We start from the raw sequence: 20,738 nt of genomic DNA on the forward strand, positions 1-20,738 counted from the left end.
CTGCACTATCAGCGCAGCCGGTCAGGTCGCAGGTCAGGCTCGGACTAGAGTCCACCCATCAGGTCTTTCACCTTCTTGGCCGCGTCGTCCGCCGCCTGATCGACGGTCATCGCTCCGGTCAGGGCATTCTGCAGCATATCCGGGACGATGATATTCATGATCTCGGGAGACTGCGGCAGCGCCGGGAACGGGATGCCGTATGGCAGCATCGACGTCGTGACGTCGAGGAACTTGATGTTGTCCAGACGTTCCTTCATCCATTTGGTCTTGAAGCCGTTGAGGTTGCCCGGGTTCGAGCCGGCGTAGGCCATCTTCAGCGACCATTCCGGGCTGGTCCACATGCAGATGATCGCCTTTGCAGCCGGCTCGTCCACCTTGCCGCCCTCGACATATTCGGGCTTCAGGATGTGGATGTTCGAGCCGCCGAACACGACGGCGCGTTTGCCGTCGGGGCCAGTCGGAATGAGACCGTAGCGCATGTTGTCGATGACGGTCTGCGCCTTGTCCTTGTCGGCGCCCGTCGCCTTCTTCTGCAGGTCGAGCATGACGTTGTAGTCGGACGGGTGCGAGATCATCATGCCGAGCTGGCCGGCGACGAACAGAGGCTGGTTGTCGGCCTGCTGGTTGGTGAGCGCCGACACCGGAACCGACTTGTCGCGAACATACATGTCGTACGAGGCTTGCAGCGCCGCCTTGCTTTGCGGGGTATTGAGCTCGACCTGCTCATAGGTCGGGTTTGCCGTCGCCTCGTCGAAGACGCCGCCGCCATAGGCCCATAGCTGCGGCATGAAGCGGTACGGCGTGTTGCCGGCATTCTTGCGCGCCACGAGGCCGTAGCCGGCAATGCCGAGCTTGTCATGGATCTGCTTGGAATATTTGACGACGTCGTCCCAGGTTGCCGGAGCCTTGTCCGGATCGAGGCCCGCACGCTTGAAGATGTCGGCGTTCCAGATGAACGCCATCGTCTCATTGTTGGTGGGAATACCGTAGGTCACCCCATCCCAGGTCACGGCCTTCATGGCGCCGGGCCAGAAATCCTCGGTCGAATAGCCCACATCCTCGGGCTTGAGCGGCTCCAGATAGCCCTTCGAGGCGAACTCGGTCCCACCTAGGATTTGCAGGCGGACCGCCATCGGCGCGGCATTGCCCAGGAGGGCCGTGCGGAATTTGTCGAGAAGGTCGTTGTAGGTGAGGGCCTGATCCTCGAGCTGGATGTTCGGATAGGTCTTGCGGAAGGTCTCGAAGAAATCCTTGTAGTACTGGCGCAGGAGGTCGGGGTCGCCCTCGAACACGCCCTGATACCAGAATGTCAGTCGCCCCTTGTAGTCCAGCGGAGTGACCTTGCCGCAATCGGCGGCCGTGTCAAAATCCTGTGTGCCCGCAATGGAGCGCACATATTCCGGCGACCATTTGCTCAGGTCGACCGGCGGTGCACCTAGCGCCGATCCGGACATGAGCGATGCCATCAAAGCAGTGGCGACAGTGCCGCGCAGGACAGCACCGCCGAGTGTAATCCTCGTCATAGTATCCTCCCAGGTTCTCCCATGCCGCTCTGCGCCAAGGCAAGCGGCTCGTTCGACCGCGCGGGATGCGTCTTTTGCTCAATGTATCCCTTCGATCATCTGGTACGTTTTCAGATCATGGATTGCCTGTCAACGCGTCGGATCGTACATTGTTTTTGGGAACCGTGCGTGATATCGGGCAGAGTGTGTATTAATCCGGGGAGCCGGCCTTGGCCGAAACAAGCGATTTCAAAGCAGAGCCACCCGTGGGGATTGACGCCATCGGAGCCTCAAGCGAGGGCGCCTCGCTTTATGAACTGATCCGGGAAGACATCATCGAGGGACGGCTCGCCGCCAACGAACGGCTTGTGGTCACCGATCTCGCCCGGCGTCACGGCACCTCGACCAACCCCGTGCGTGAGGCGCTGCAGTTGTTGCGCGGGGAGGGTTTTGTCACCTTTATCGCCAACCGTGGGGCGCGCGTCCGACCCATAGATCAGGATTTTGTCCGGGATATCTACGAGATCGGAGTTCTGATCGAGCCGGCCCTGACGCGATGGTTCGTGAATATGGCGACCGGCGAGGACATCGCCGAACTCGAACGTCTCCAAAGCATGATTGAAGAGAACAATTTCGCCGACCCATTCAGACACAGTGAACTCGATACCGCCTTCCACACCGTGATGTACCAGCGGCATTATAATCGCCATGCCGCCGAGCTGTGGTGGAAGCATCGCGAGGTGCTGCGCGCCGTGAGCCGGCGCTTCAATTTCACGCTCGCACGGCGTGCCGCGATCATTCGCGAACACCGCGAACTCATCGCACTCGCCAAGGCAGGAGAGGCTGACAAAGCCGCCGAACTCATTGCCCGCCATGTCGAGGGTTCCGGCCGGCACGTTCTCGAACAGATGCGTGCGCGCAACGCCGCTCGAGCCGGATAGAATTTCCAGCCCAGAACCTCATTGGCCCGACAATCAGATAGAGGTAGTTGAGAGATGAAAATCACGAGCGTTCGGCCGTGGCTGATCAAGTCCGATGCTTCCTATTGGGGAGAGTTCCTGTTCGTCGAGGTGACGACCGACGAAGGGGTGAGTGGCTGGGGAGAAATCACCACCACCACAAGGCTCGCCAACCGCGCTCTCTGCACGATCTTGCGGCAGATCGGTGTCGCCGTGACAGGCGAGGATCCGGCGCGTATCGAGCATCTCTGGCACAAGATTTTCCGCAGCTTCACCTATATGGGCAGCCGCGGCGCCGCAGTCGAATGCGTGAGCGCCATCGACATAGCGCTCTGGGACATCCGGGGCAAAGTTCTCGGCAAGCCGATTTACGAGCTGCTGGGCGGACCGGTACGCGATGAGGTCGCGCTCTATACCCATCCCAACCAACGCAAGTTTACCAGCAAGGAGGCTGTGGTCCGCGAAATTCGAGACATCGTCGAGTCCGGACACACGGGGCTGAAGTTCGATCCTTTCCCCCACCAGGGTCGCACCGCCGATGGCTTGGCGCGCGAACAGCGGGACGGCTACCTCGATGGCAGCATGACCCGCAAGGACGAGCGCGAGGCCGCCGAACTCACGGCTCTGATCCGCGAAACGGCGGGGCCTGATGTCGACATTCTGATCGACGCGCATGGCCGCTTCGACGTTCCTACCGCCATTCGCCTCTGCCGAAGCCTCGAGGAAGCCGGCCAGATCGACTGGTTTGAGGAGCCTTGCCCGCCCGAGAGCCTCAATGCCCTCAAGCAGGTGCGTGAGAAGGTCAGCGCCGCTATCTCGTGGGGCGAGCGCGGCCACACGAAGTGGGATTTCGTGCCGGTGCTCGAGAACAGGCTTGCCGACTACATCATGCCGGACGTTACCTGGACCGGCGGCATTACCGAACTGAAGAAGATTTCCGCCCTGTGCGAAGCCTACTACATCCCGGTCTCGCCCCATGACGCCGCGGGACCGATCAACGTGGTTGCGGGAGCGCAGGTGATGATGACGGTTCCCAATTTCTACAAGCTCGAAACGTCGGAGTGGAACCTGGATAAATACAATCACCTCATCGACAGACGGCTCGACGTTTCGAACGGCAACCTCAAGCTGACCTCGAGGCCTGGCTTGGGCGTCGAGATGAACCACGACTACCTGCAGGCCCACGAGATAGAGCTGAGCTAGCAACGCTCATGCCGGCCGGGCGTGCGGGGCGACAAGCCCGCCGATCAGAACGAGGATAAGCCATGGCAAAGACGGGTAGCGCCGGCGAGGCGCTCAATCGGGTAAATACGAACTCCAAGCCGTCCGAACTGCGCATCACCGACCTGCGTGTCGCCGAGATCGTCGGTGCGCCTTTCACCTCTGCGCTCATCAAGATCTACACCAACCAAGGCATTGTCGGCCTGGGCGAAGTGCGCGACGGCGCCAGCGCGACCTATGCGCTGATGCTGAAGAGCCGGCTGCTGGGCGAGAACCCTTGTGACGTCGACCGGCTGTTTCGCCGCATCAAGCAATTTGGTGGCCATGGACGGCAAGGTGGCGGTGTCTCGGCAATCGAGATCGCGCTGTGGGATCTCGCCGGCAAGGCGTACGGTGTGCCGATCTACCAGATGCTCGGCGGACAGTTCCGCGACAAGGTGCGTGTCTATTGCGACACCGACGCGGACAAGCCCAGCGGCACCGAGACCGGCAAGCGGCTCAAGGCGCGGATGGATCTCGGCTTCACCTTCCTCAAGATGGACCTCGGTCTGGCGCAGATATCCCACATACCGGGCGCGGTGGTGGCGCCGGCCGGCGTGCTCGACGGTTTCCGCACCCATGCCGCCCGCGGCCGGGCGCGCACGCTGGAAGAGCGCCGGGCGCGCAATGCCGCCTATGACGCGCAGAACGTGCCGCATCCCTTCACCGGCCTGCACTTCACGGAAAAGGGCATCGACCTGCTCGATCAGTATATCCACGAGGTCCGCGAGGTGATCGGCTACGAGGTTCCACTCGCCATCGACCATGTCGGCCACATCTCGCTGCAGGACGGCATCCGTCTCGCCCGGCGGATCGAGAAATACGCACCGGCCTGGCTCGAGGACGTGATCCCCTGGCAGTACACGGAGCAGTATCGCCAGTTGCAGCAGGCGACGTCGGTGCCGATCTGCACGGGCGAGGACATCTACCTCAAGGAAGCATTCGAGCCGCTGCTCAAAGCGGGCATCTCGGTCATCCACCCGGATTTGCTGACCACCGGCGGCATTCTCGAGACCAAGAAGATCGGCGACGCGGCGCAGGAGCATGGCGTTGCGATGGCCATTCACATGGCGGAAAGCCCGATCGCGGCAATGGCCGCTGCCCATGTGGCGGTGGCGACGGAAAACTTCATGGCGCTCGAATATCACAGCGTCGAAGTGGACTGGTGGGACGACATCGTCACCGGCCTGCCCAAGCCGCTGGTCAAGGACGGCTTCATCACCGTCCCCGACAAGCCGGGCCTGGGCATCGACGACGTCGTCGACGAAGTGATCAGCCAGCACCTGCAGCCCGGCGTCACCGGCATCTGGCAGCCGACCGATCACTGGGACGATGAATATTCCTGGGACCGCACCTGGAGCTGACGCTACATCTCTCCCTTTGGGGGAGAGGTGAACAGAAGGATCGACCATGATCTACGAACTTCGCATTTACGACTGCCTGCCGGGCCAGCTGCCGGCGCTGCTCAAGCGTTTCAACGACCATACCTTGGCGCTGTGGGATAAGCACGGCATCCGCCAGGCCGGGTTCTTCACCACGGTGGTCGGCGAAAGCAGCAATCGACTGACCTATTTCGTCGCCTGGGAATCCCTTGCCGAGCGTGAAGTGAAATGGAAGGCCTTCACCACCGATCCGGCATGGCTCAAGGTCCGCGACGAGTCCGAGCGCGATGGCCCGATCCTGGCCAATATTTCCAGCCAGTTTCTCGCGCCAACCGCCTTCTCGTCGGTGAAATAGAGGACATCATGAAGATCACCGATCTCCGGTGCGCCGTCATCGGCAAGCATCCCATCGTCCGCATCGTCACCGACGAAGGCCTTTATGGCCTCGGCGAGGTCGAATACACCAAGCCTTATCTCAAGCCCTGGGTGCTGCATTTCCGCGACGCGCTGATCGGCGAGGACCCGACCGACGTCGAACGCTGCATGCTGAAGATCCGCCAGCGCGGCTCGTTCAAGCCCTACGGCGCCGCCGTCAGCGCCATCGAGCATGCGCTGTGGGACATCGCCGGCAAGGCCGCCGGCGTCCCGGTCTACAAACTGCTCGGCGGCAAGGTGCGCGACCAGGTGCGGGTCTATAACGGCTCCATCCGCAAGAAGCGCACCGGCGACAAGCCCGAGGATTACGCGGCCGACGTCAAATGGATGATGGGGCGGCCTGAAAACTTCTTCATGGTCAAGCAAGGCATCAGTTTCCACTCCAACATGAAGACCAGCGTCCCCGACTTCCATTATGGCGTGCGCCAGCCGCCGACCTATCACGGCGCAATGGACCAGGGGCAGATCAGCGAGCGCGGCATGGCGCACATGATCGACTGCGTCATTGCCATGAAGGAGGTGCTGGGCGACAAGGTCTCGCTGGCGTTGGATTGCGGTCCCGGCTGGTTTCTGCCCGACGCCATCCGCTTTGCGCGGGCCGTCGAAAAATACAATCTGATGTGGCTTGAGGATATGCTGACCGGCGACTACGTACCGTGGGTCAATCCGCAGGCCTATCGCGAACTCACGACGTCCACGTCCACCCCGATCCACACGGGAGAGCAGATCTACCTGCGGCATAATTTCAAGGAACTGATCGAGACGCAGGCGGTGCGCGTCATCGGCCCGGACCCGGCCGATATAGGCGGCATCGCCGAGCTCAAATGGGTGGCCGAGCACGCCTATATGCACTCGATCATGATGGCGCCGCATGGCACGGCGAACGGTCTGCTCGGCCTCGGCGCGCTGATCAATGTCTGCGCCGCACTGCCCGCCAACTACATCGCCTTCGAATATCCCAGCGCCTCCGACCCCTGGTGGGAAGACATCGTCATTGGCCTGCCCAAAGGGCAGATCGTTAGGGATTCCATGGTCGACTTGCTCGAAGCACCGGGGCTGGGCCTCGACATCGATGCCGCGGGAGCGAAGAAATATCTCGCGGAAGAGGACGCCGGTTTCTTCGACTAGCGCTTGCGGCCACTAAGGCCACCGGCCAGCGACATCCCTCGAAGTTTGCTGCTGTCGGCCGGATCGGAGGCCGACGGTTCTAAGCCGGCAAGAGCGCCATTTTGCGCTCTTGCCAATTTGTAAAAGCCAACCACCACGCTTTCGAAATAAAAGCGTTTGGAAATACTTATGCGATTTCCACGCGGAGTATCTTTAAACCTGTTGTCGCGATCCCTACGTCACTTGTTGTAATGTCTGTCAAGGCAACACCGATGTGACATAGCTCACGACCACGCTTCCCCTTACTGGGGACTCGGGATGCGCGGTTATTTTCCCATACAAAGAGCAGCCCAAACGTTCGACACGCCCTTGGTGCGTCGAGCGTGTCGGCGCGCAATCTCCCCGCTTCATCAATCAACAGCAACCGGGTGGCCCTCGGGTGAACGAACCCGCGCGCCCATAGGAGACAACAGATGGAAGCCCTACAATATGTCGGCCCGATGGAATGGATGGCGATCGAGATAGCCGTGCTGGCCATCGTGCTGGCAATCCTGTTCCGGTGGAGCGGCGTGGTCCGCTACATCCCAAACGACAGGCTCGGCATCCTGGAAAAACTATGGAGCTTTCGCGGCTCCGTTAGCAATGGCTTCATTGCGCTCAACCGTGAGGCAGGTTACCAGCCGGAAGTTGTGCGCGGTGGCCTGCATTTCTTCATGCCGTTCCAATATTCGATGCATCGCGCCAATCTTGTCACCATCCCGCAGGGCCAGATCGGCTATGTCTTTGCCCGTGATGGCAAGTCGCTGCCTCCGACGCAGACACTTGCTTCCAACACCGACGCCGATGATTTCCAGGATGTGCGCGGCTTTCTCGAAAAAGGCGGACAGAAAGGACCGCAACGCAAGATCTTGCGTGAAGGCACCTATGCCATCAATCTCGCACAATTCATCGTGCTGACCGCCCAGTCGATCTATTCCGTCAATCTGAGTTCGTCGGAACAAAGCCTTTTTTCCAATATGTCCAGCATGATCTCGGAACGGGGCGGCTTTGAGCCGGTCGTCATCCATAATGCCGATGACATGATCGGCATCGTCACCATCCATGACGGTCCGGCCCTACCGGACGGCGAGATCATAGCACCGACCGTCGCCAACGATCCGAACGACCCGAACTTCCACAACAATTTTCAGGACCCGGAGAAGTTTCTCAATGCCGGTGGCTACCGTGGCCGGCAGCTGCAGGTACTGGCCGACGGTAGCTATTTCCTCAATCGCATTTTCGCGACCATCGAACTGGTCGAGAAGACGATCATCGACGTTGGCACGGTGGGTGTCGTCGTCTCCTACAACGGCCGACACGGCACGGATATATCCGGGCAGGCATACCGTCACGGCGAGCTGGTCGAAATCGGCGCACGCGGTGTCTGGTCGACGCCGCTACTGCCAGGCAAGTATGCGTTCAATACCTATGCCGGCAAAATCATCACCGTGCCGACCACCAACTTCGTGCTCAAATGGACGAAGGAGCAGTTTGGCGAACACAGGCTGGACGAGAACCTGTCTGAAGTGTCGTTGATCACCAAGGATGCGTTCGAGCCTGTGCTGCCACTCTCCGTCGTCGTGCATATCGACTATATGAAGGCGCCGCTCGTGGTTCAGCGTTTCGGTGACATCAAGCGGCTGGTCGAACAGACGCTCGATCCGATGGTCTCTGCCTACTTCAAGAATATCGCCCAGACAAAGACGCTGATCCAGCTTTTGCAGGAGCGTAGCGATATCCAGCGCAAATCGGGCGAGGAGATGCGCGAAAAATTCAATACCTACAGCCTCGAGCTGCAGGAAGTGCTGATTGGTACGCCCCGTGCTGCCAATGGCCAAAACAGCATAGAGCAGATCCTGATCCAGCTGCGCGAGCGCCAGATCGCAGTCGAAAAGGTCGAGACTTATAAATTGCAAGAGAAGGCGGCCATTCAGGAACGCACGTTGCGTGAGAAGGAGGCGCTCGCCGAACAGCAAGCCAAGATCACGACGTCGGCACTTACCATCGAGATCAGTGAGAACGAGGGCAAGGCGCAACTCGCCCGCACCCGCCAGGAGGCGGAAACCATTCAGGTCACTGCCAAGGCAGAGGCCGAGAAGGTGCGCCTCGGCGGCCAGGGCGAGGCCGACATGATCAAGGCTATCGCGCTTGCCGATGCCGAACGCATCAAGGCGACCGGTTTTGCTGAAGCCGAGAAGGTGCGCGCCCTCGGTCTGGCGGAGGCCGAGGCCACCGAGAAGAAGGTCGCGGCCTTCGGCGGCCCGGACTATCAGCTCAACTCGCAGGTTCTCATGCGCTTCGCCGAGGCGATCGAGAATGGCAGGATACCGCTCGTGCCGCAGATCCAGATCGGCGCTACCGGTGGTGAGAAGGGGGCTGCCAATGGCCTTGTCGAGATGATGCTTTCGATGCTCGTCGCCGACCGGGTTGGACCGCAAAGCCTACCGGAAGAGATCCCGGCACCGGTTGAGGAGGAATGATTGAGGGTGGGCCACCGGCCCATTTGGCGCCTTGCCGAAACATACCGCGGCGAGGCGCAGGAGCCCACTCATGCCGGCCGATCCGTTCACCCGCATAGACAGGGGCATGCGAAAGCGCTCCCGCATCGAATGAAGGCGGGCGCGCGGCAGAAAACCTTCCCGATATCGGCACAATCGTCGGGGACGATGCGGCATGGATTGTTGCCACAACCGGATTTCTCGTTGAGAATCCGGCGGTAATGTTGCGCATCCGGGAAGAATAGATGGACCGTATCGAAGCCATGCGGGTGTTCGTGGCGGCGCTGGACGAGGGCAGTCTGGCGGCCGCGGGACGCAAGCTGAAACGCTCGCCGGCTGCGGTCAGCCGCGCCATTGCCTTTCTCGAGCAGCATGTCGGCGCCGAACTCCTGCACCGCACGACGCGGTCGATCAAGCTCAGCGAAGCGGGCGAGCGGTACGCCTCAGCCTGCCGGCGTGTCCTGATCGATCTCGAGGAAGCCGACATGTCCGTCGCCGGCGAGCGCGCCGCGCCGCGAGGAACGCTGACGATCAGCGCGCCGCCGATCAGCGGCGAGGAAATTCTGCGCCCGGTCATCGACGCTTATCTCGACGCCTATCCGGCCGTGGCGGTCAATCTGATCCTGCTCGACCGCCACGCCAATCTCGTCGAGGAGGGGATCGATGTTGCCCTTCGCGTCGCGCAACTGCCAGATTCGTCCCTGGTCGCGGTGCGGGTGGGCGGTGACGTCAAGCGTGTGATCGTGGCGTCGCCGCGTTATCTCGCCGAGCATCCGCGCATCGTCGAGCCCGCGGATCTGACCAGGCATCGCATCGTGACGACCACGCATTTCGGTCATGACGCGTGGGTCTTTGCGCCACCGCCGGGCGGCACCATCGCCCGCTCAGTCCACTTCAAGCCCCGGCTGGTGGTCAACAGCGTTCGCGCCGCGCTGGCGTCGGCCGTAGGCGGCCATGGCGTAACGCGTCTCTACACCTACCATGTGGCCGAGCACGTCCAGGACGGTTCGCTGAAGATCGTGTTGCGTGACGCCGAACCCCCCGCTCTGCCAGTGCACCTGCTCACGCCTCACGGCCGTACGCTGGCGCCAAAGGTCCGTACCTTCGTGGACTTTGCGGTTCCGCGCCTGCGCGCCGAGTTTGCAAGACTGTCAGCGCAGGCCGACGCTCTCAAGGACTGACTGCGCTCATTCTTCCGGCTTGGGGAAGGATGCCTGCCGAGCAGCAGCTATTCTGCCGTTTCCTGATCGATCCGATATCCGTGGCCGGCCCGCTTCAACGGGTCGACGGCAGCAATTGGCCTGCCGGACCTCTTTCAAGACAGGACAGATCATGAGCAACGAACAGAAAGTCGTCGTCATCACCGGGGGATCGCAGGGCATCGGCGGCGCCCTGGTGAAGGCATACCGCGACCGCAACTTCAAGGTCGTCGCCACCTCGCGTTCGATCAAGCAAGGCAGCGACCAGGATATCCTCGCCATTGCCGGCGATATCGGCGATCCCGCGACAGCAGATCGTGTCGTCAAAGAAACCATTGCGCGGTTCGGACGCATCGACACGCTGGTGAACAATGCCGGCATTTTCATCGCCAAGCCGTTCACCGACTACACCACTGAGGATTTCGCCTCCAAGATCTCGACAAATCTGGCCGGCTTCTTCCATATGACCCAGGCAGTCGCCGCCCAGATGCTGAAGCAGGGTTCCGGCCACATCGTCAGCATCACCACGAGCCTGACCGATCATGCCGTGGCCGGCGTGCCGACGGTGCTGGCCAACCTGACCAAGGGCGGGCTCAATTCGGCCACCAAGGCACTGGCTATCGAATATGCCGACAAGGGCGTGCGCGTGAATGCCGTGTCGCCCGGCATCATCAAGACCTCGATGCACGCTTCGGAAAACCATGAGTTCCTGGCTGCGCTGCATCCGGTCAAGCACATGGGCGAGCTGCGTGACGTCGTGGAAGCCGTACTCTACCTCGAAACCGCAGGGTTCGTGACAGGCGAAATCCTGCATGTCGATGGCGGCCAGAGCGCCGGTCATTAAAGGGGGGAGGTCGCCATGCCCATCGTCACCATTCAAGTCACGCGTGAGGGATCTGCCCCTGGCCGGGATTCCGTCACCACCGAAGAGAAGGCCGCGCTCATCGCCGGGGTCAGCCAGTTGCTGCTCGACGTGCTCCACAAGCCGCTTGAGGCGACCTTTGTCGTCATCGAGGAGGTTGAACTGGAAAACTGGGGCTGGGGCGGATTGCCGGTGCCTGAGTATCGAAGGCGCCGCGCCGCCGGCAACAGCTAACCAACCGGGCCGCCACGCCGTGGCGGCCCGCCGTCATTGCGATGGCGGCCTGGGAGAGCCACAATCTGACGACGCTTGCGCTCGATCACACCGCCTTCATCGACAGCATCGTCGAGCTGATCGCACGCGACCCCGCGGAACAGGTCGCGACGACGATCATCCACGACTGCATCGTCCGCTGGGGCTCTTCCTGTTAACCGAACGGACTGCGTCCAGGCATGGCGTTATCGCCTATTTGACACCTCTCGGCTGTGGGCACATAAATCGCGCCCCAAGTTACGGAGACACCGATGACTGTCGAGCAGACGCTGCCGAATGCAGCGCCCGTGGAGGCCGAAGCCAGGCCCGATCTGACGACGCTGATCGTCTATTTCGGCGCGCTGATCGCCATGTTCATGGCCACCATCGACATGCAGATCGTCGTCACCGCCTTGCCCACCATTGCCGGCGAACTCGGCAATCTGCATCTGTTCGGCTGGGTGGGTGCTGCCTACCTGCTGTCGACCGCCGCGGTCTCGCCGTTCTACGGCAAGCTCGGCGATATGTATGGTCGCAAGAATGTGGTGTTGACGGCGATCACCCTGTTTCTGGTGGGGTCGCTGGTCTGCGGCATGGCATGGTCGATGGAGAGCCTGATCGCCGCGCGCGTGCTGCAGGGCATCGGCGGCGGCGGCCTGATGGTCTCGGCCTTCGCCATGATCGGCGAGCTGTTCGGGCCGCGCGACCGCGCCAAATACCAGGGCTACAGTTCGGCGGTGTTTGCACTGTCGTCGGTGCTTGGTCCGCTGGCCGGCGGCTACATCACCAGCCTGTTCGGCTGGCGCTGGGTGTTCCTGGTCAATTTGCCGATCGGCATCATCGTGCTGGCCGTGCTGGCCTTCGCCATGCGCAGCCGGTTCAACGAAAAGCGGCACCGCATCGACTATCTCGGCGGTCTGTTGCTGGCCACCGGTACGACGGCCATCGTCTATTGGGGCTATCACGTGCTCGACCCCACCGGACCGGACCTCATCACCTTCGCGCTGCCTGTGCTCGCGCTGGTTGCCATCACCTTGTTCATCATGGTCGAGCGGCGGGCCGAGGAGCCGATCGTGCCCTTGCGGCTGTTCGGCAATTCGACGGTCAGCATCGTCTCGGGCGTGTCGCTGGTTGCCGGAACGGTGACGCTGGGCATGTTCTTTTATTTCGCCCTCTACATGCAGACTCTGACGGGCCTGAGCCCCGCTGAAGTCGGCTTTCTGTTCTTGCCGGCGTCCTTGACGTCGATGGTCATCTCGATCGTGGCCGGGCGGGTGATTGCCGCAACCGGACGCTACAAATGGATGCCGGTGGTGGCGATGGGGATTGGCGGGTTCCTGATGCTGGGCTTCGTCGTCACCAGCCAGCACACGCCGATCTGGGTGCTGGCGACGATGATGGCTGTGTTCGGGATCAGCATGGGCCTGCAATTCCAGGTGCTGATCGTGGCGATCCAGGCGGCAGCACCGCTGCAGGATATCGGCGCGGTGACCTCGCTGATCACGCAAGCGCGGACGCTCGGAGCATCGCTCGGACTGGCGCTGAACGGGGCGGTGATGATCTGGGCGCTGAACCGGCAGACTGCCGAACTCCCGGCCGATGCTGCCGCCCTGCTGCCGCAGGGCCTGAACGGGTTGACCCCGCACCTCGCGTCAAGCCTGCCGGACGCGATCCGCGAAGTGGTGCTCGACCATTACTCCAGTGGCTTCAACGTGATGTTCATCTGGGTGGCGGCGCTCTACTTCGTCGCCATGGGGCTGACACTGCTGCTTGAGGATAAAGAGATTCCGAAGCGGGTTTGAGCCGGGGCAGGGAGCCTGTCGGGCGCGTCGCCTACGCCGGTTTGTTGCGGCGCTCGACGATGTAGATGTGGTCGGCGGCCAGCACAACGTCGCCATGCTGGTTGATCACTTCGCAGCGTTCGATCACCCGTCCTGAGCCCGGCCGTTTCGGATCGTCTTCCTTGGCCGAAATCGTTGTGCGGGTCTTGATCGTGTCGCTGATGAAGACGGGCTTGATGAAGCGCAGCCGATCATAGCCGTAGGAGAAGGCGACCGGGTTGACGACGCTTGCCGTCAGTCCGACGCCGACCGAAAAGACCAGCGTGCCATGGGCGATGCGCTGGCCGAACGGCGTCGTCTTCATGAACTCGGCGTCCATGTGGTGCGGAAAGAAATCGCCGGTGTGGCCGGCATGAACGATGAAGTCGGTCTCGGTGATGGTGCGGCCGCTGGTCAGCCGGGTAGAGCCGATCTCGTAGTCCTCGAAATACTGGATCTGTTCCATCAGGGTCTTTCCGCGATCGGCGTCGCCGGCGCTGCGCTCGATCGATAGGCCGCCTCGACCAGCGCCATGGTGTTCCAGGCGTCCTCGACGGAGCTTACCAGTTCGGCGTCCTCGCCGCCGGCATAGCGCTGGACGTTGGCCATGCGGCCGACAAAGGCGTCGGGAAACCACTCGCCGGCCAGCGGCACCGCGACCCAATCGGTTCCGCCTTTGGGATAGATCTCCAGAATATCCGGCTCGCCGGTGGGGTAGTCGAGATTGAGGCCGAGCTTGAGATAGGCAGCGCCCTCGGTGCCGCAGATGCGGAACTCGCAGGCCTGGTGGTGACGGCCGAATTTGTGGTCGTGGTTGATCGACAGCGCGCAGCGCACGGTGTCGCCATAGTCGAGGATGGCGCTGGTGCGGGTCTGCGCCACCTTGTGGTTGGGATGGCCGAGCGTCTTGGCGTGCACACCTTTGGGGTCGCCGAGCAATTGCCGGATCAGGTCGAGATAGTGGATCGAATGCATGGCGATCTCGACGCGCGGCGCCTTGAGCAGGAACTCCCAGAGCTGCCAGGGTGTGGCCAGCGCGAGCCAGGCATCGAAATCGACGATTTCGCCAAGCCAGCCCTTGGCGATGGCATCCTTGAGTGCCAGCATCATTGGCGCGAAGCGTAGCTGAAAGTTGACCGCGGCCTTTAGATTTTTCGCACGGCAGATTTCGAGGATTTCGGTGGCTTCACCGAGATAGTTGCCCATCGGTTTCTGGATCAGTGCGACCGAACCGTCAGGCAGCGCGTTCAGGATTTCGGCGTGCCGGCCCGGCGGCGTCGCCAGGTCGAAGATCGCGTCCTTGACAGCAGCGGCTTCTGTCACCGAACGAAACGCGGTCACGCCCCATTTCTCGGCCAGCGTCTGCGCCTTGTCCTGGTCCGGATCGTAGAGACCGGCGATCGGAAACCCCGCCTTTCGGTAGGCCGGGAAATGCGCGTCGCCGACAATCGATCCCGCGCCGAATGTCACGATCGGCCGAGGCTTTGATGGTTTCGGCCAGGACTGAACGAGCGAGGCCGGGTCGAAAGCGCCGTCAGTCATGGTGGAAGACTTCGTCCATGGAAGCCCACCATTCGCCGTCCTTGCGCGTCGCCAGCGGCTCCTGGCACGGCATGCAGACGGCCCACCATTCCTGCGTCTTCGGGTCCGCAGCCATCTTCGCCATGTCGGCGGCATAGTCGGTGCCGTGATACTCGAAATACGAAAACAGCAGATTCTCTGGCCGCTTCAAATAGATGGAATAGTTCTTGATGTTGCAGGCGGAGATCATGGTCAGCACGTCGGGCCAGACGGCGGCGTGCAGGCGGACATATTCCGCGACCTTTTCCGGCTTGAGGCCGAGCACCATTCCCATCCGCTGCATGTGCCGCCTCCCTATTTCGCAATCGTCGTGGTGAATTCGGCGATGCTCTTAGCTTTGACCGCATCCCAGTCCCAGTCGATGCCGATGCCGGGCTCGTCTGGCGCCAGCGCCTCACCGTTCTCGATGCGCATCTTCTTGCCCGTCAGATCGTCCAGCTGGGGAATATACTCGACATAGCGGCCGTTCTGAACTGCGCAGGTCAGGCTGACATGCAACTCCATCAGGAAATGCGGGCAGACCGGCATATCGAAGGCTTCGGCCGCATGCGCCACTTTCAGCCAGGGCGTGATGCCGCCGATGCGGCCGACATCGACCTGCACGATGGAGCAGCCGCCCTTTTGCATGTATTCGCGAAAATGCCGGATGGAGTAGAGCGACTCGCCGATGGCGATCGGCGTCGACGTCGCGTTGGACAGCCTGATGTGGCCATCGATGTCGTCGGCCGGCAACGGCTCCTCGATCCAGGCGAGATCGAGGTCGCGCAACCGTTCGGCACGACGGATGGCTTCGTCGACGGAAAAGCCCTGGTTGCAGTCGGTCATGATCTCGTAGCCGTCGCCGACCGCCTCGCGCACCGCCGAGAGCCGGGCCCGATCTTCCGAGCCGTGCGGCTTGCCGATCTTGACCTTCGAGCCGCGAAAGCCCTTGGCCTTGGCGGCGAGCGCGTCGTCGACCAGCGCTTCCGTCTCGATGTGCAGCCAGCCGCCTTCGGTGGTGTAGAGCGGGCAGCGGTCCTTGGCGCCGCCGGCGAGCTTCCACAGAGGCAGGTTCTGTTTCTTGGCCCGCAGGTCCCAAAGTGCCGTGTCGATGGCCGCGATTGCTATCGCCGTGATGGCGCCGATGGTGGTGGCGTGGGTGGCGAATTCGAGGTCGTGCCAGATCGCCTCGATCTGGTCGGCATCGCGGCCGATCAGCCGCGGCGCCAGATGGTCGGATAAGAGCCGCATCACCGAGGAGCCGCCGGTGCCGATCGTGTAGCTGTAGCCGGTGCCGACCGCGCCGTCGGCATCGGTGATGGTGACGATGGGCGTTTCCTGGCTGACGAAGCTCTGGATGGCGTCGGTGCGTTTGACCTTGGGCACAAGGTCGACGATGCGCAGCTCGACTTTTTCGATTTTCGCCATGGTCTAGCTCCGCAATGTCTTGCCGGTTGCGGCGGAAAACAGATGCGCCTGCGACAGATCGAGGCTCATCTTCACCCGGTCGCCGGCCTTGAGCGGCTTAGGGTTGAGCATGCGCGACACCCAGTCGGTGCCGTTGAACTCAGCGAATACCAGTGTCTCGTTGCCGAGCGGTTCGGTGACTGTCACTGGCAGCTCGACCTGATGGACATCGGTATCGGCGCCGGAGTTGAGGCCATGGCCGGTCGGATAGATATCGTCGGGCCGCAGCCCAAACACGACCTTGTCACCGGCAGTGACGTTCGGCTTGAACTGGCTGGGCAACGGCAGGCGCTCGCCGCTGGCAAACAGCAGCTCTCCGTTGTCGACCGTCGCCTCGTGCAGGTTCATCGGCGGTGAACCGATAAAGCCGGCGACGAAGCGCGTCGCCGGCCGGCGGAAGACTTCGTCGGGCGTGCCGACCTGTTCGATGAAACCGTCGCGCATGATGACGATGCGGTCGGCCAGCGTCATCGCCTCGACCTGGTCATGGGTGACGTAGATCACCGTCGACTGCACCTTGGCGTGCAGCTTCTTGATCTCGGTGCGCATTTGCGTGCGAAGCTTGGCGTCGAGATTGCTGAGCGGCTCGTCAAACAGGAAGACGTCGGGATCGCGCACGATGGCGCGGCCCATGGCGACGCGCTGGCGCTGACCGCCCGACAGCTGCGACGGCCGCCGGTCGAGCAGCGTGTCGAGGCCGAGAATGCCCGACGCCTCCGCGACGCGGCGGTCCATTTCCTCTTTCGCCGCTCCCGCGATCTTCAGGGAGAAGCCGAGATTTTCGCGCACCGTCATGTGCGGGTAGAGCGCGTAGGACTGGAACACCATCGAGATGTTGCGCGAGCGGGGCGGCAAATCGTTGACCTTGCGGCCGCCGATCTCGATCGTGCCGCCGCTGATGTCCTCGAGGCCGGCGATCATGCGCAAGGTGGTCGACTTGCCGCAGCCGGACGGGCCGACCAGCGCAATGAATTCGCGATCGGCGACTTCGAGGTCGATGCCGTGCACGACCGCGACAGGGCCATAGTTCTTGCTGAGTGTCTTCAGGGATACGGTTGCCATGTCAGCCTTTCACCGCGCCGGAGGTCAGGCCGCCGACAAGGTGTTTCTGGACGATGAAGGTAAGCGTGAGGGCCGGGATGATCATCACCACGGCCAGCGCGCACATGCCGCGCCAGTCGATGGTGAATTCGGAGGTGTAGTCGAGCAGGCCGACCGGCAGCGTCTTGGAGTTGATCGAGCGCGTCAGCTGCGAGGCCAGCGCGAACTCGTTCCACGAAGTCAGGAAGGCGAAGATGCCGGCGGAGGCAATGCCGGGTCCGGCCAGCGGAAACTCGACCTGCCAGAACGCCTGCCAGCGCGTGCAGCCATCGATCTGCGCTGCCTCGGCAAGATCCTTCGGCACCTGGCGGAAGAAGCCGTCGATCAACCAGACGGTGAACGGCACGTTGAGCGCGACATAGACCAGGATCAGGCCGAAATGCGTGTCGATGATGCCGAGCCGCGCATAGACGAAGAACAGCGGCAGCGACAGCGCGATGCCGGGCACCGTGCGGGTCAGCATCAGGCCGAGGAACATCGCCGATTTGGCGCGGAAGCGGTAACGCGCGAAGGCGTAGCCGCCGGCCATGCCGATGACGATGGCGATGACGGTGGAGGTGACCGAAATGATCAGCGAGTTGCGGAAATAGTCGAGCACCGGAATGCCGCCCTTGCCGATGCCGCTGAACATGGCGACGTAGGCGTCGAGCGACAGCTCCTGCGGGATCCACACCGGCGGCTTGGCCATGATCTCGACGGTTGGCCGCAGCGACGACAGCACGATCCAGATGCCGGGCAGGCAGATGACCAGCATGGCCAGGAACAGGCCGACGCCGTGCGCGATGCCGAGCGCCTGGCGGCGGACGCGATGGATGCTGTTCTGGTCCATCCTCACCACTCCGCCGCGATCTGCGTGCGCGCCGCGGCGAGCTTGCGATAGAAATAGACAGTGAAGCCGATCGACAGCAAGATCGAGAAATAGGCCATGGCGTTGGCCAGCCCCATCTTGGCGTCGCTGTAGGCAGTGCGGGCAACGAGTGTCCAGACCAGTTCCGTGCGGCCGGCCGGGCCGCCATCGGTCATGATCTTGACGATGTCATAGGCGCGCGCCACGTCGAGCGAGCGGATGGTCATGGCGATGAAGGCAAACGGCATGATGAAGGGCCAGGTGACATAGCGAAATGTCTGCCAAGGCGTGCAGCCGTCGACGCGCGCCGCCTCGACCGGTTCGCGCGGCATGGCGAGCAGGCCGGCAAGGATCAGGATCGCGAACACCGAGGTCGACGACCAGATCTCGGCGGTCAGGATGGCGATGAAGGCGAGGTTGCCGTCGATCAGCCAGGGGATGGCGCGGTCGGTCAGGCCAAGCGCCTGCAGCGCGTTGTTCACCAGGCCGATATTGTCGTTGAACATGAACTTGAACTGGAAGCCGACCAGGATCGGCGAAAACATCATCGGGAACATCATGATGGTGCGCAGCAGGCGCTGTCCGCGCGATGCCTTCTCGACCAGCAGCGCAAGGCCGAGGCCGATCAGCATTTCCAAATTGAGCGCTACCGTGAGCAGCACCACGGTGCGGGCGAAGGCGACCCAGAAATCGCGGCTGGTGAAAATGTTGATGTAGTTGCGGGCGCCGATGAAGACCCAGAAGGTCTCCGGCCGAGTCAGCCGGAACGGCGTGAAACTGGAATAGAGCGACAACAGCAACGGCACCACCACCACCGCCGCCAGCACGATGACGGCCGGCAGCAGAAGCAGGAACGGTGGTGAGAGTTTCCAGCCTTTCATGTCGATCCGGTTCTGGTTGGCGCCGTGATGCCGCAAGCCGTTAGCGGCGAGGGGACATCAGAGAGAGTGCATCTTGCTGGTTGGAAAATGTTTGGGGCGCGGTGCTTTCGCAAATGCCGCGCCCCAGGGAGGATATCAAAGCTTGCCGGCGTCCTCGAGGATCTGGGTGGCCTTGGCGGCTGCGTCGTCCAGCGCTTGCTTAGAGGTCTTGTCGCCGAGGATGGCGGCCTGCAGCTCAGGATAGACGGCGTTGGAGATCTCGATCCACTCCGGCGTCTGCGGCACCGGGAAGGCGTTCTTGGCTGCCTCCTGGAAGGCCTGCAGAACTTCGGTCTTGTAAGGATCGGACTTCGCCTGCTCGATGTCCCATTCCCACACCTTGGTGCGGGTGGGCAGCGGGCCGGCGGCTGCCTCCAGCTTCTGGCTGTCCTCGTTGGTCAGGAACCAGACCAGTGACGCCGCTGCTTCCTTGTTGGCGCAGTTCTCGGTCACCGAGAAGCCGTGCGCGCCGGACCAGCCCGAGCGCTTGCCGGACAAGCCCTTAGGCTGAACCTTGACGCCGACATTGCCTGCGACCTTGGACGATTTCGGGTCGTTGAAGAAGCCGGCCCAACCCGGCCAGTCGAGATTGATGGCGACGGTGCCAGAGGCAAAGCCCTGGCCGAGATCGTCCCAGAGATAGTTGGTGGTGCCGGCCGGCACGGCCTTGGCCTTGTAGAGATTGACGAACCAGTCGAGCGCATGCACGCCGGCTTCCGAATTGAAGGCCGGCTTGCCGTCCTTGTCGAGATATTCGCCGCCATCGGCGATGACCATCTCGTAGAAGCGGCCGTTGATTGCCTCTTCCTTGCCGGCAAACTGGGTGCCGTAGAAATCCGGCGGGCTGGCGAAGAATTCGGCCTGCTGCGCCATCTCGTCGAACGTGTCCGGCGGCGCGAGCTCCTCGCCGTATTTGTCCTTGTAGGCCTTCTTCTTGGCTTCGTCCTGATAGAGGCTCTTCTGGTAGTAGAGCGCCGAGACGTCGAACTGCGCGCGCGGCAGCATAACCAGCTTGCCGTCCAGCGTGCCGGCGGCGATGTTGGCAGGAACGAAGGCGTCGATCTCCTCCTTCGGCAACAGCTTGGCAAGATCGGTGTAAATGCCCGGATATTGCGGCGCGAACGAGGTGTGGTTGGAGCCGACGCACCAGTTGATGCTGCCCGAGGCGATATCCGATTTGATTTCCTTGTCGAGCTCGAAATGGTTCTTCTTCGAGATGACGTTGACCTTGGCACCGGTCGCCTTTTCCCATTCGCCGATGCGGGCGTAGAGGCCTTCATATTGCTGGCCGCCGATCAGCTTGGCGTCGATGGTGACGCCGTCGAATTTGCCGGGCAGGTCGCCGGCAAAGGCGACGCTGGCAGACAGAGCAAGCAATGTCACGCCGGCCGACAGGCCGGAAAACAGTCTGTTCATTTGGTTTCCTCCCAAAGAGCCTGCGTCGAACCCGTTGTGGGATTCGATTGACAGCCTTCATTCATATACAAACAAAACATTTATGGTAGCGTCAAGCCGGAAAGTGCTTTCA

At 62.1% G+C, this 20,738-nt stretch carries 20 protein-coding genes; 11 read left to right on the top strand and 9 right to left on the bottom strand.

Annotation, left to right across the window (positions count from 1 at the left end):
- Window positions 1-44 precede the first annotated feature (44 nt).
- Window positions 45-1,523 (bottom strand): ABC transporter substrate-binding protein, encoded by a 1,479-nt coding sequence (locus H0241_RS00775; protein WP_181055533.1) that lies wholly within the window; start codon window positions 1,521-1,523, stop codon window positions 45-47.
- Between the two features lie 209 nt (window positions 1,524-1,732).
- Between H0241_RS00775 and H0241_RS00780 the strand changes: the two genes are divergently transcribed.
- The 11 genes from H0241_RS00780 to H0241_RS00830 all read left to right on the top strand — a co-directional run bounded on the left by H0241_RS00780 (window position 1,733) and on the right by H0241_RS00830 (window position 13,297).
- Window positions 1,733-2,443 (top strand): GntR family transcriptional regulator, encoded by a 711-nt coding sequence (locus tag H0241_RS00780; RefSeq protein WP_181055534.1) that lies wholly within the window; start codon window positions 1,733-1,735, stop codon window positions 2,441-2,443.
- Window positions 2,444-2,497: 54 nt separating this feature from the next.
- Window positions 2,498-3,664: a mandelate racemase/muconate lactonizing enzyme family protein gene (locus H0241_RS00785; protein WP_181055535.1), complete on the top strand. Its 1,167-nt coding sequence runs from the start codon at window positions 2,498-2,500 to the stop codon at window positions 3,662-3,664.
- 62 nt (window positions 3,665-3,726) lie between these two features.
- On the top strand, window positions 3,727-5,085 hold the full coding sequence (locus H0241_RS00790; RefSeq protein ID WP_181055536.1) for a mandelate racemase/muconate lactonizing enzyme family protein: 1,359 nt from the start codon (window positions 3,727-3,729) through the stop codon (window positions 5,083-5,085).
- A gap of 46 nt (window positions 5,086-5,131) precedes the next feature.
- Window positions 5,132-5,458 carry an NIPSNAP family protein gene (locus H0241_RS00795; RefSeq protein WP_023767759.1) on the top strand — a complete coding sequence of 109 codons (327 nt, stop codon included), beginning with the start codon at window positions 5,132-5,134 and terminating at the stop codon, window positions 5,456-5,458.
- An 8-nt stretch (window positions 5,459-5,466) separates the two neighbouring features.
- Entirely contained in the window at window positions 5,467-6,666 is a 1,200-nt protein-coding gene (locus tag H0241_RS00800; RefSeq protein WP_181055537.1) for a mandelate racemase/muconate lactonizing enzyme family protein, read from the top strand.
- 452 nt (window positions 6,667-7,118) lie between these two features.
- On the top strand, window positions 7,119-9,164 hold the full coding sequence (locus H0241_RS00805) for an SPFH domain-containing protein (RefSeq protein ID WP_181055538.1): 2,046 nt from the start codon (window positions 7,119-7,121) through the stop codon (window positions 9,162-9,164).
- Window positions 9,165-9,427: 263 nt separating this feature from the next.
- Window positions 9,428-10,363 carry a LysR family transcriptional regulator gene (locus H0241_RS00810; RefSeq protein WP_181055539.1) on the top strand — a complete coding sequence of 312 codons (936 nt, stop codon included), beginning with the start codon at window positions 9,428-9,430 and terminating at the stop codon, window positions 10,361-10,363.
- A 151-nt stretch (window positions 10,364-10,514) separates the two neighbouring features.
- Window positions 10,515-11,225: an SDR family NAD(P)-dependent oxidoreductase gene (locus H0241_RS00815; protein ID WP_181055540.1), complete on the top strand. Its 711-nt coding sequence runs from the start codon at window positions 10,515-10,517 to the stop codon at window positions 11,223-11,225.
- A 15-nt stretch (window positions 11,226-11,240) separates the two neighbouring features.
- Complete coding sequence (locus H0241_RS00820; protein ID WP_181055541.1) at window positions 11,241-11,477, top strand: tautomerase family protein; 237 nt, start codon at window positions 11,241-11,243, stop codon at window positions 11,475-11,477.
- A 41-nt stretch (window positions 11,478-11,518) separates the two neighbouring features.
- Window positions 11,519-11,674: a hypothetical protein gene (locus tag H0241_RS00825; protein ID WP_181055542.1), complete on the top strand. Its 156-nt coding sequence runs from the start codon at window positions 11,519-11,521 to the stop codon at window positions 11,672-11,674.
- A gap of 93 nt (window positions 11,675-11,767) precedes the next feature.
- Window positions 11,768-13,297, top strand: coding sequence for an MDR family MFS transporter (locus H0241_RS00830; RefSeq protein WP_181055543.1), 1,530 nt, complete (start codon window positions 11,768-11,770; stop codon window positions 13,295-13,297).
- Between the two features lie 31 nt (window positions 13,298-13,328).
- Here the strand turns inward: H0241_RS00830 and H0241_RS00835 are convergent, their stop codons facing one another.
- The 8 genes from H0241_RS00835 to H0241_RS00870 form a co-directional block, all read right to left on the bottom strand.
- Window positions 13,329-13,784 carry a MaoC/PaaZ C-terminal domain-containing protein gene (locus tag H0241_RS00835; RefSeq protein WP_181056132.1) on the bottom strand — a complete coding sequence of 152 codons (456 nt, stop codon included), beginning with the start codon at window positions 13,782-13,784 and terminating at the stop codon, window positions 13,329-13,331.
- Window positions 13,781-14,857 carry a Gfo/Idh/MocA family protein gene (locus tag H0241_RS00840; protein ID WP_181055544.1) on the bottom strand — a complete coding sequence of 359 codons (1,077 nt, stop codon included), beginning with the start codon at window positions 14,855-14,857 and terminating at the stop codon, window positions 13,781-13,783. The genes H0241_RS00835 and H0241_RS00840 overlap by 4 nt, the downstream gene beginning before the upstream one ends.
- On the bottom strand, window positions 14,850-15,179 hold the full coding sequence (locus H0241_RS00845) for an L-rhamnose mutarotase (RefSeq protein ID WP_181055545.1): 330 nt from the start codon (window positions 15,177-15,179) through the stop codon (window positions 14,850-14,852). Before H0241_RS00845 ends, H0241_RS00840 begins: the two co-directional genes overlap by 8 nt.
- Window positions 15,180-15,190: 11 nt before the next feature.
- Window positions 15,191-16,303: a mandelate racemase/muconate lactonizing enzyme family protein gene (locus H0241_RS00850; RefSeq protein WP_181055546.1), complete on the bottom strand. Its 1,113-nt coding sequence runs from the start codon at window positions 16,301-16,303 to the stop codon at window positions 15,191-15,193.
- Between the two features lie 3 nt (window positions 16,304-16,306).
- Window positions 16,307-17,404: an ABC transporter ATP-binding protein gene (locus tag H0241_RS00855; protein ID WP_181055547.1), complete on the bottom strand. Its 1,098-nt coding sequence runs from the start codon at window positions 17,402-17,404 to the stop codon at window positions 16,307-16,309.
- 1 nt (window position 17,405) lies between these two features.
- Window positions 17,406-18,272: a carbohydrate ABC transporter permease gene (locus H0241_RS00860; RefSeq protein ID WP_181055548.1), complete on the bottom strand. Its 867-nt coding sequence runs from the start codon at window positions 18,270-18,272 to the stop codon at window positions 17,406-17,408.
- Between the two features lie 2 nt (window positions 18,273-18,274).
- Complete coding sequence (locus H0241_RS00865; protein ID WP_181055549.1) at window positions 18,275-19,171, bottom strand: carbohydrate ABC transporter permease; 897 nt, start codon at window positions 19,169-19,171, stop codon at window positions 18,275-18,277.
- A 135-nt stretch (window positions 19,172-19,306) separates the two neighbouring features.
- Window positions 19,307-20,626, bottom strand: a complete 1,320-nt coding sequence (locus H0241_RS00870) for an ABC transporter substrate-binding protein (RefSeq protein ID WP_181055550.1) — start codon at window positions 20,624-20,626, stop codon at window positions 19,307-19,309.
- Window positions 20,627-20,738: the final 112 nt, after the last annotated feature.

This window comes from Mesorhizobium neociceri, from assembly GCF_013520985.1.
In the GTDB taxonomy this organism is placed as follows: domain Bacteria; phylum Pseudomonadota; class Alphaproteobacteria; order Rhizobiales; family Rhizobiaceae; genus Mesorhizobium; species Mesorhizobium neociceri.

Excerpts from the sequence above, each read along its gene's own strand:
- H0241_RS00775 (WP_181055533.1), bottom strand. The coding sequence starts at position 1,523 with ATGACGAGGATTACACTCGGCGGTGCTGTCCTGCGCGGCACTGTCGCC.
- H0241_RS00785 (WP_181055535.1), top strand. The coding sequence starts at position 2,498 with ATGAAAATCACGAGCGTTCGGCCGTGGCTGATCAAGTCCGATGCTTCC.
- H0241_RS00790 (WP_181055536.1), top strand. The coding sequence starts at position 3,727 with ATGGCAAAGACGGGTAGCGCCGGCGAGGCGCTCAATCGGGTAAATACG.
- H0241_RS00795 (WP_023767759.1), top strand. The coding sequence starts at position 5,132 with ATGATCTACGAACTTCGCATTTACGACTGCCTGCCGGGCCAGCTGCCG.
- H0241_RS00800 (WP_181055537.1), top strand. The coding sequence starts at position 5,467 with ATGAAGATCACCGATCTCCGGTGCGCCGTCATCGGCAAGCATCCCATC.
- H0241_RS00805 (WP_181055538.1), top strand. The coding sequence starts at position 7,119 with ATGGAAGCCCTACAATATGTCGGCCCGATGGAATGGATGGCGATCGAG.
- H0241_RS00810 (WP_181055539.1), top strand. The coding sequence starts at position 9,428 with ATGGACCGTATCGAAGCCATGCGGGTGTTCGTGGCGGCGCTGGACGAG.
- H0241_RS00815 (WP_181055540.1), top strand. The coding sequence starts at position 10,515 with ATGAGCAACGAACAGAAAGTCGTCGTCATCACCGGGGGATCGCAGGGC.
- H0241_RS00820 (WP_181055541.1), top strand. The coding sequence starts at position 11,241 with ATGCCCATCGTCACCATTCAAGTCACGCGTGAGGGATCTGCCCCTGGC.
- H0241_RS00825 (WP_181055542.1), top strand. The coding sequence starts at position 11,519 with ATGGCGGCCTGGGAGAGCCACAATCTGACGACGCTTGCGCTCGATCAC.
- H0241_RS00830 (WP_181055543.1), top strand. The coding sequence starts at position 11,768 with ATGACTGTCGAGCAGACGCTGCCGAATGCAGCGCCCGTGGAGGCCGAA.
- H0241_RS00840 (WP_181055544.1), bottom strand. The coding sequence starts at position 14,857 with ATGACTGACGGCGCTTTCGACCCGGCCTCGCTCGTTCAGTCCTGGCCG.
- H0241_RS00845 (WP_181055545.1), bottom strand. The coding sequence starts at position 15,179 with ATGCAGCGGATGGGAATGGTGCTCGGCCTCAAGCCGGAAAAGGTCGCG.
- H0241_RS00850 (WP_181055546.1), bottom strand. The coding sequence starts at position 16,303 with ATGGCGAAAATCGAAAAAGTCGAGCTGCGCATCGTCGACCTTGTGCCC.
- H0241_RS00855 (WP_181055547.1), bottom strand. The coding sequence starts at position 17,404 with ATGGCAACCGTATCCCTGAAGACACTCAGCAAGAACTATGGCCCTGTC.
- H0241_RS00860 (WP_181055548.1), bottom strand. The coding sequence starts at position 18,272 with ATGGACCAGAACAGCATCCATCGCGTCCGCCGCCAGGCGCTCGGCATC.
- H0241_RS00865 (WP_181055549.1), bottom strand. The coding sequence starts at position 19,171 with ATGAAAGGCTGGAAACTCTCACCACCGTTCCTGCTTCTGCTGCCGGCC.
- H0241_RS00870 (WP_181055550.1), bottom strand. The coding sequence starts at position 20,626 with ATGAACAGACTGTTTTCCGGCCTGTCGGCCGGCGTGACATTGCTTGCT.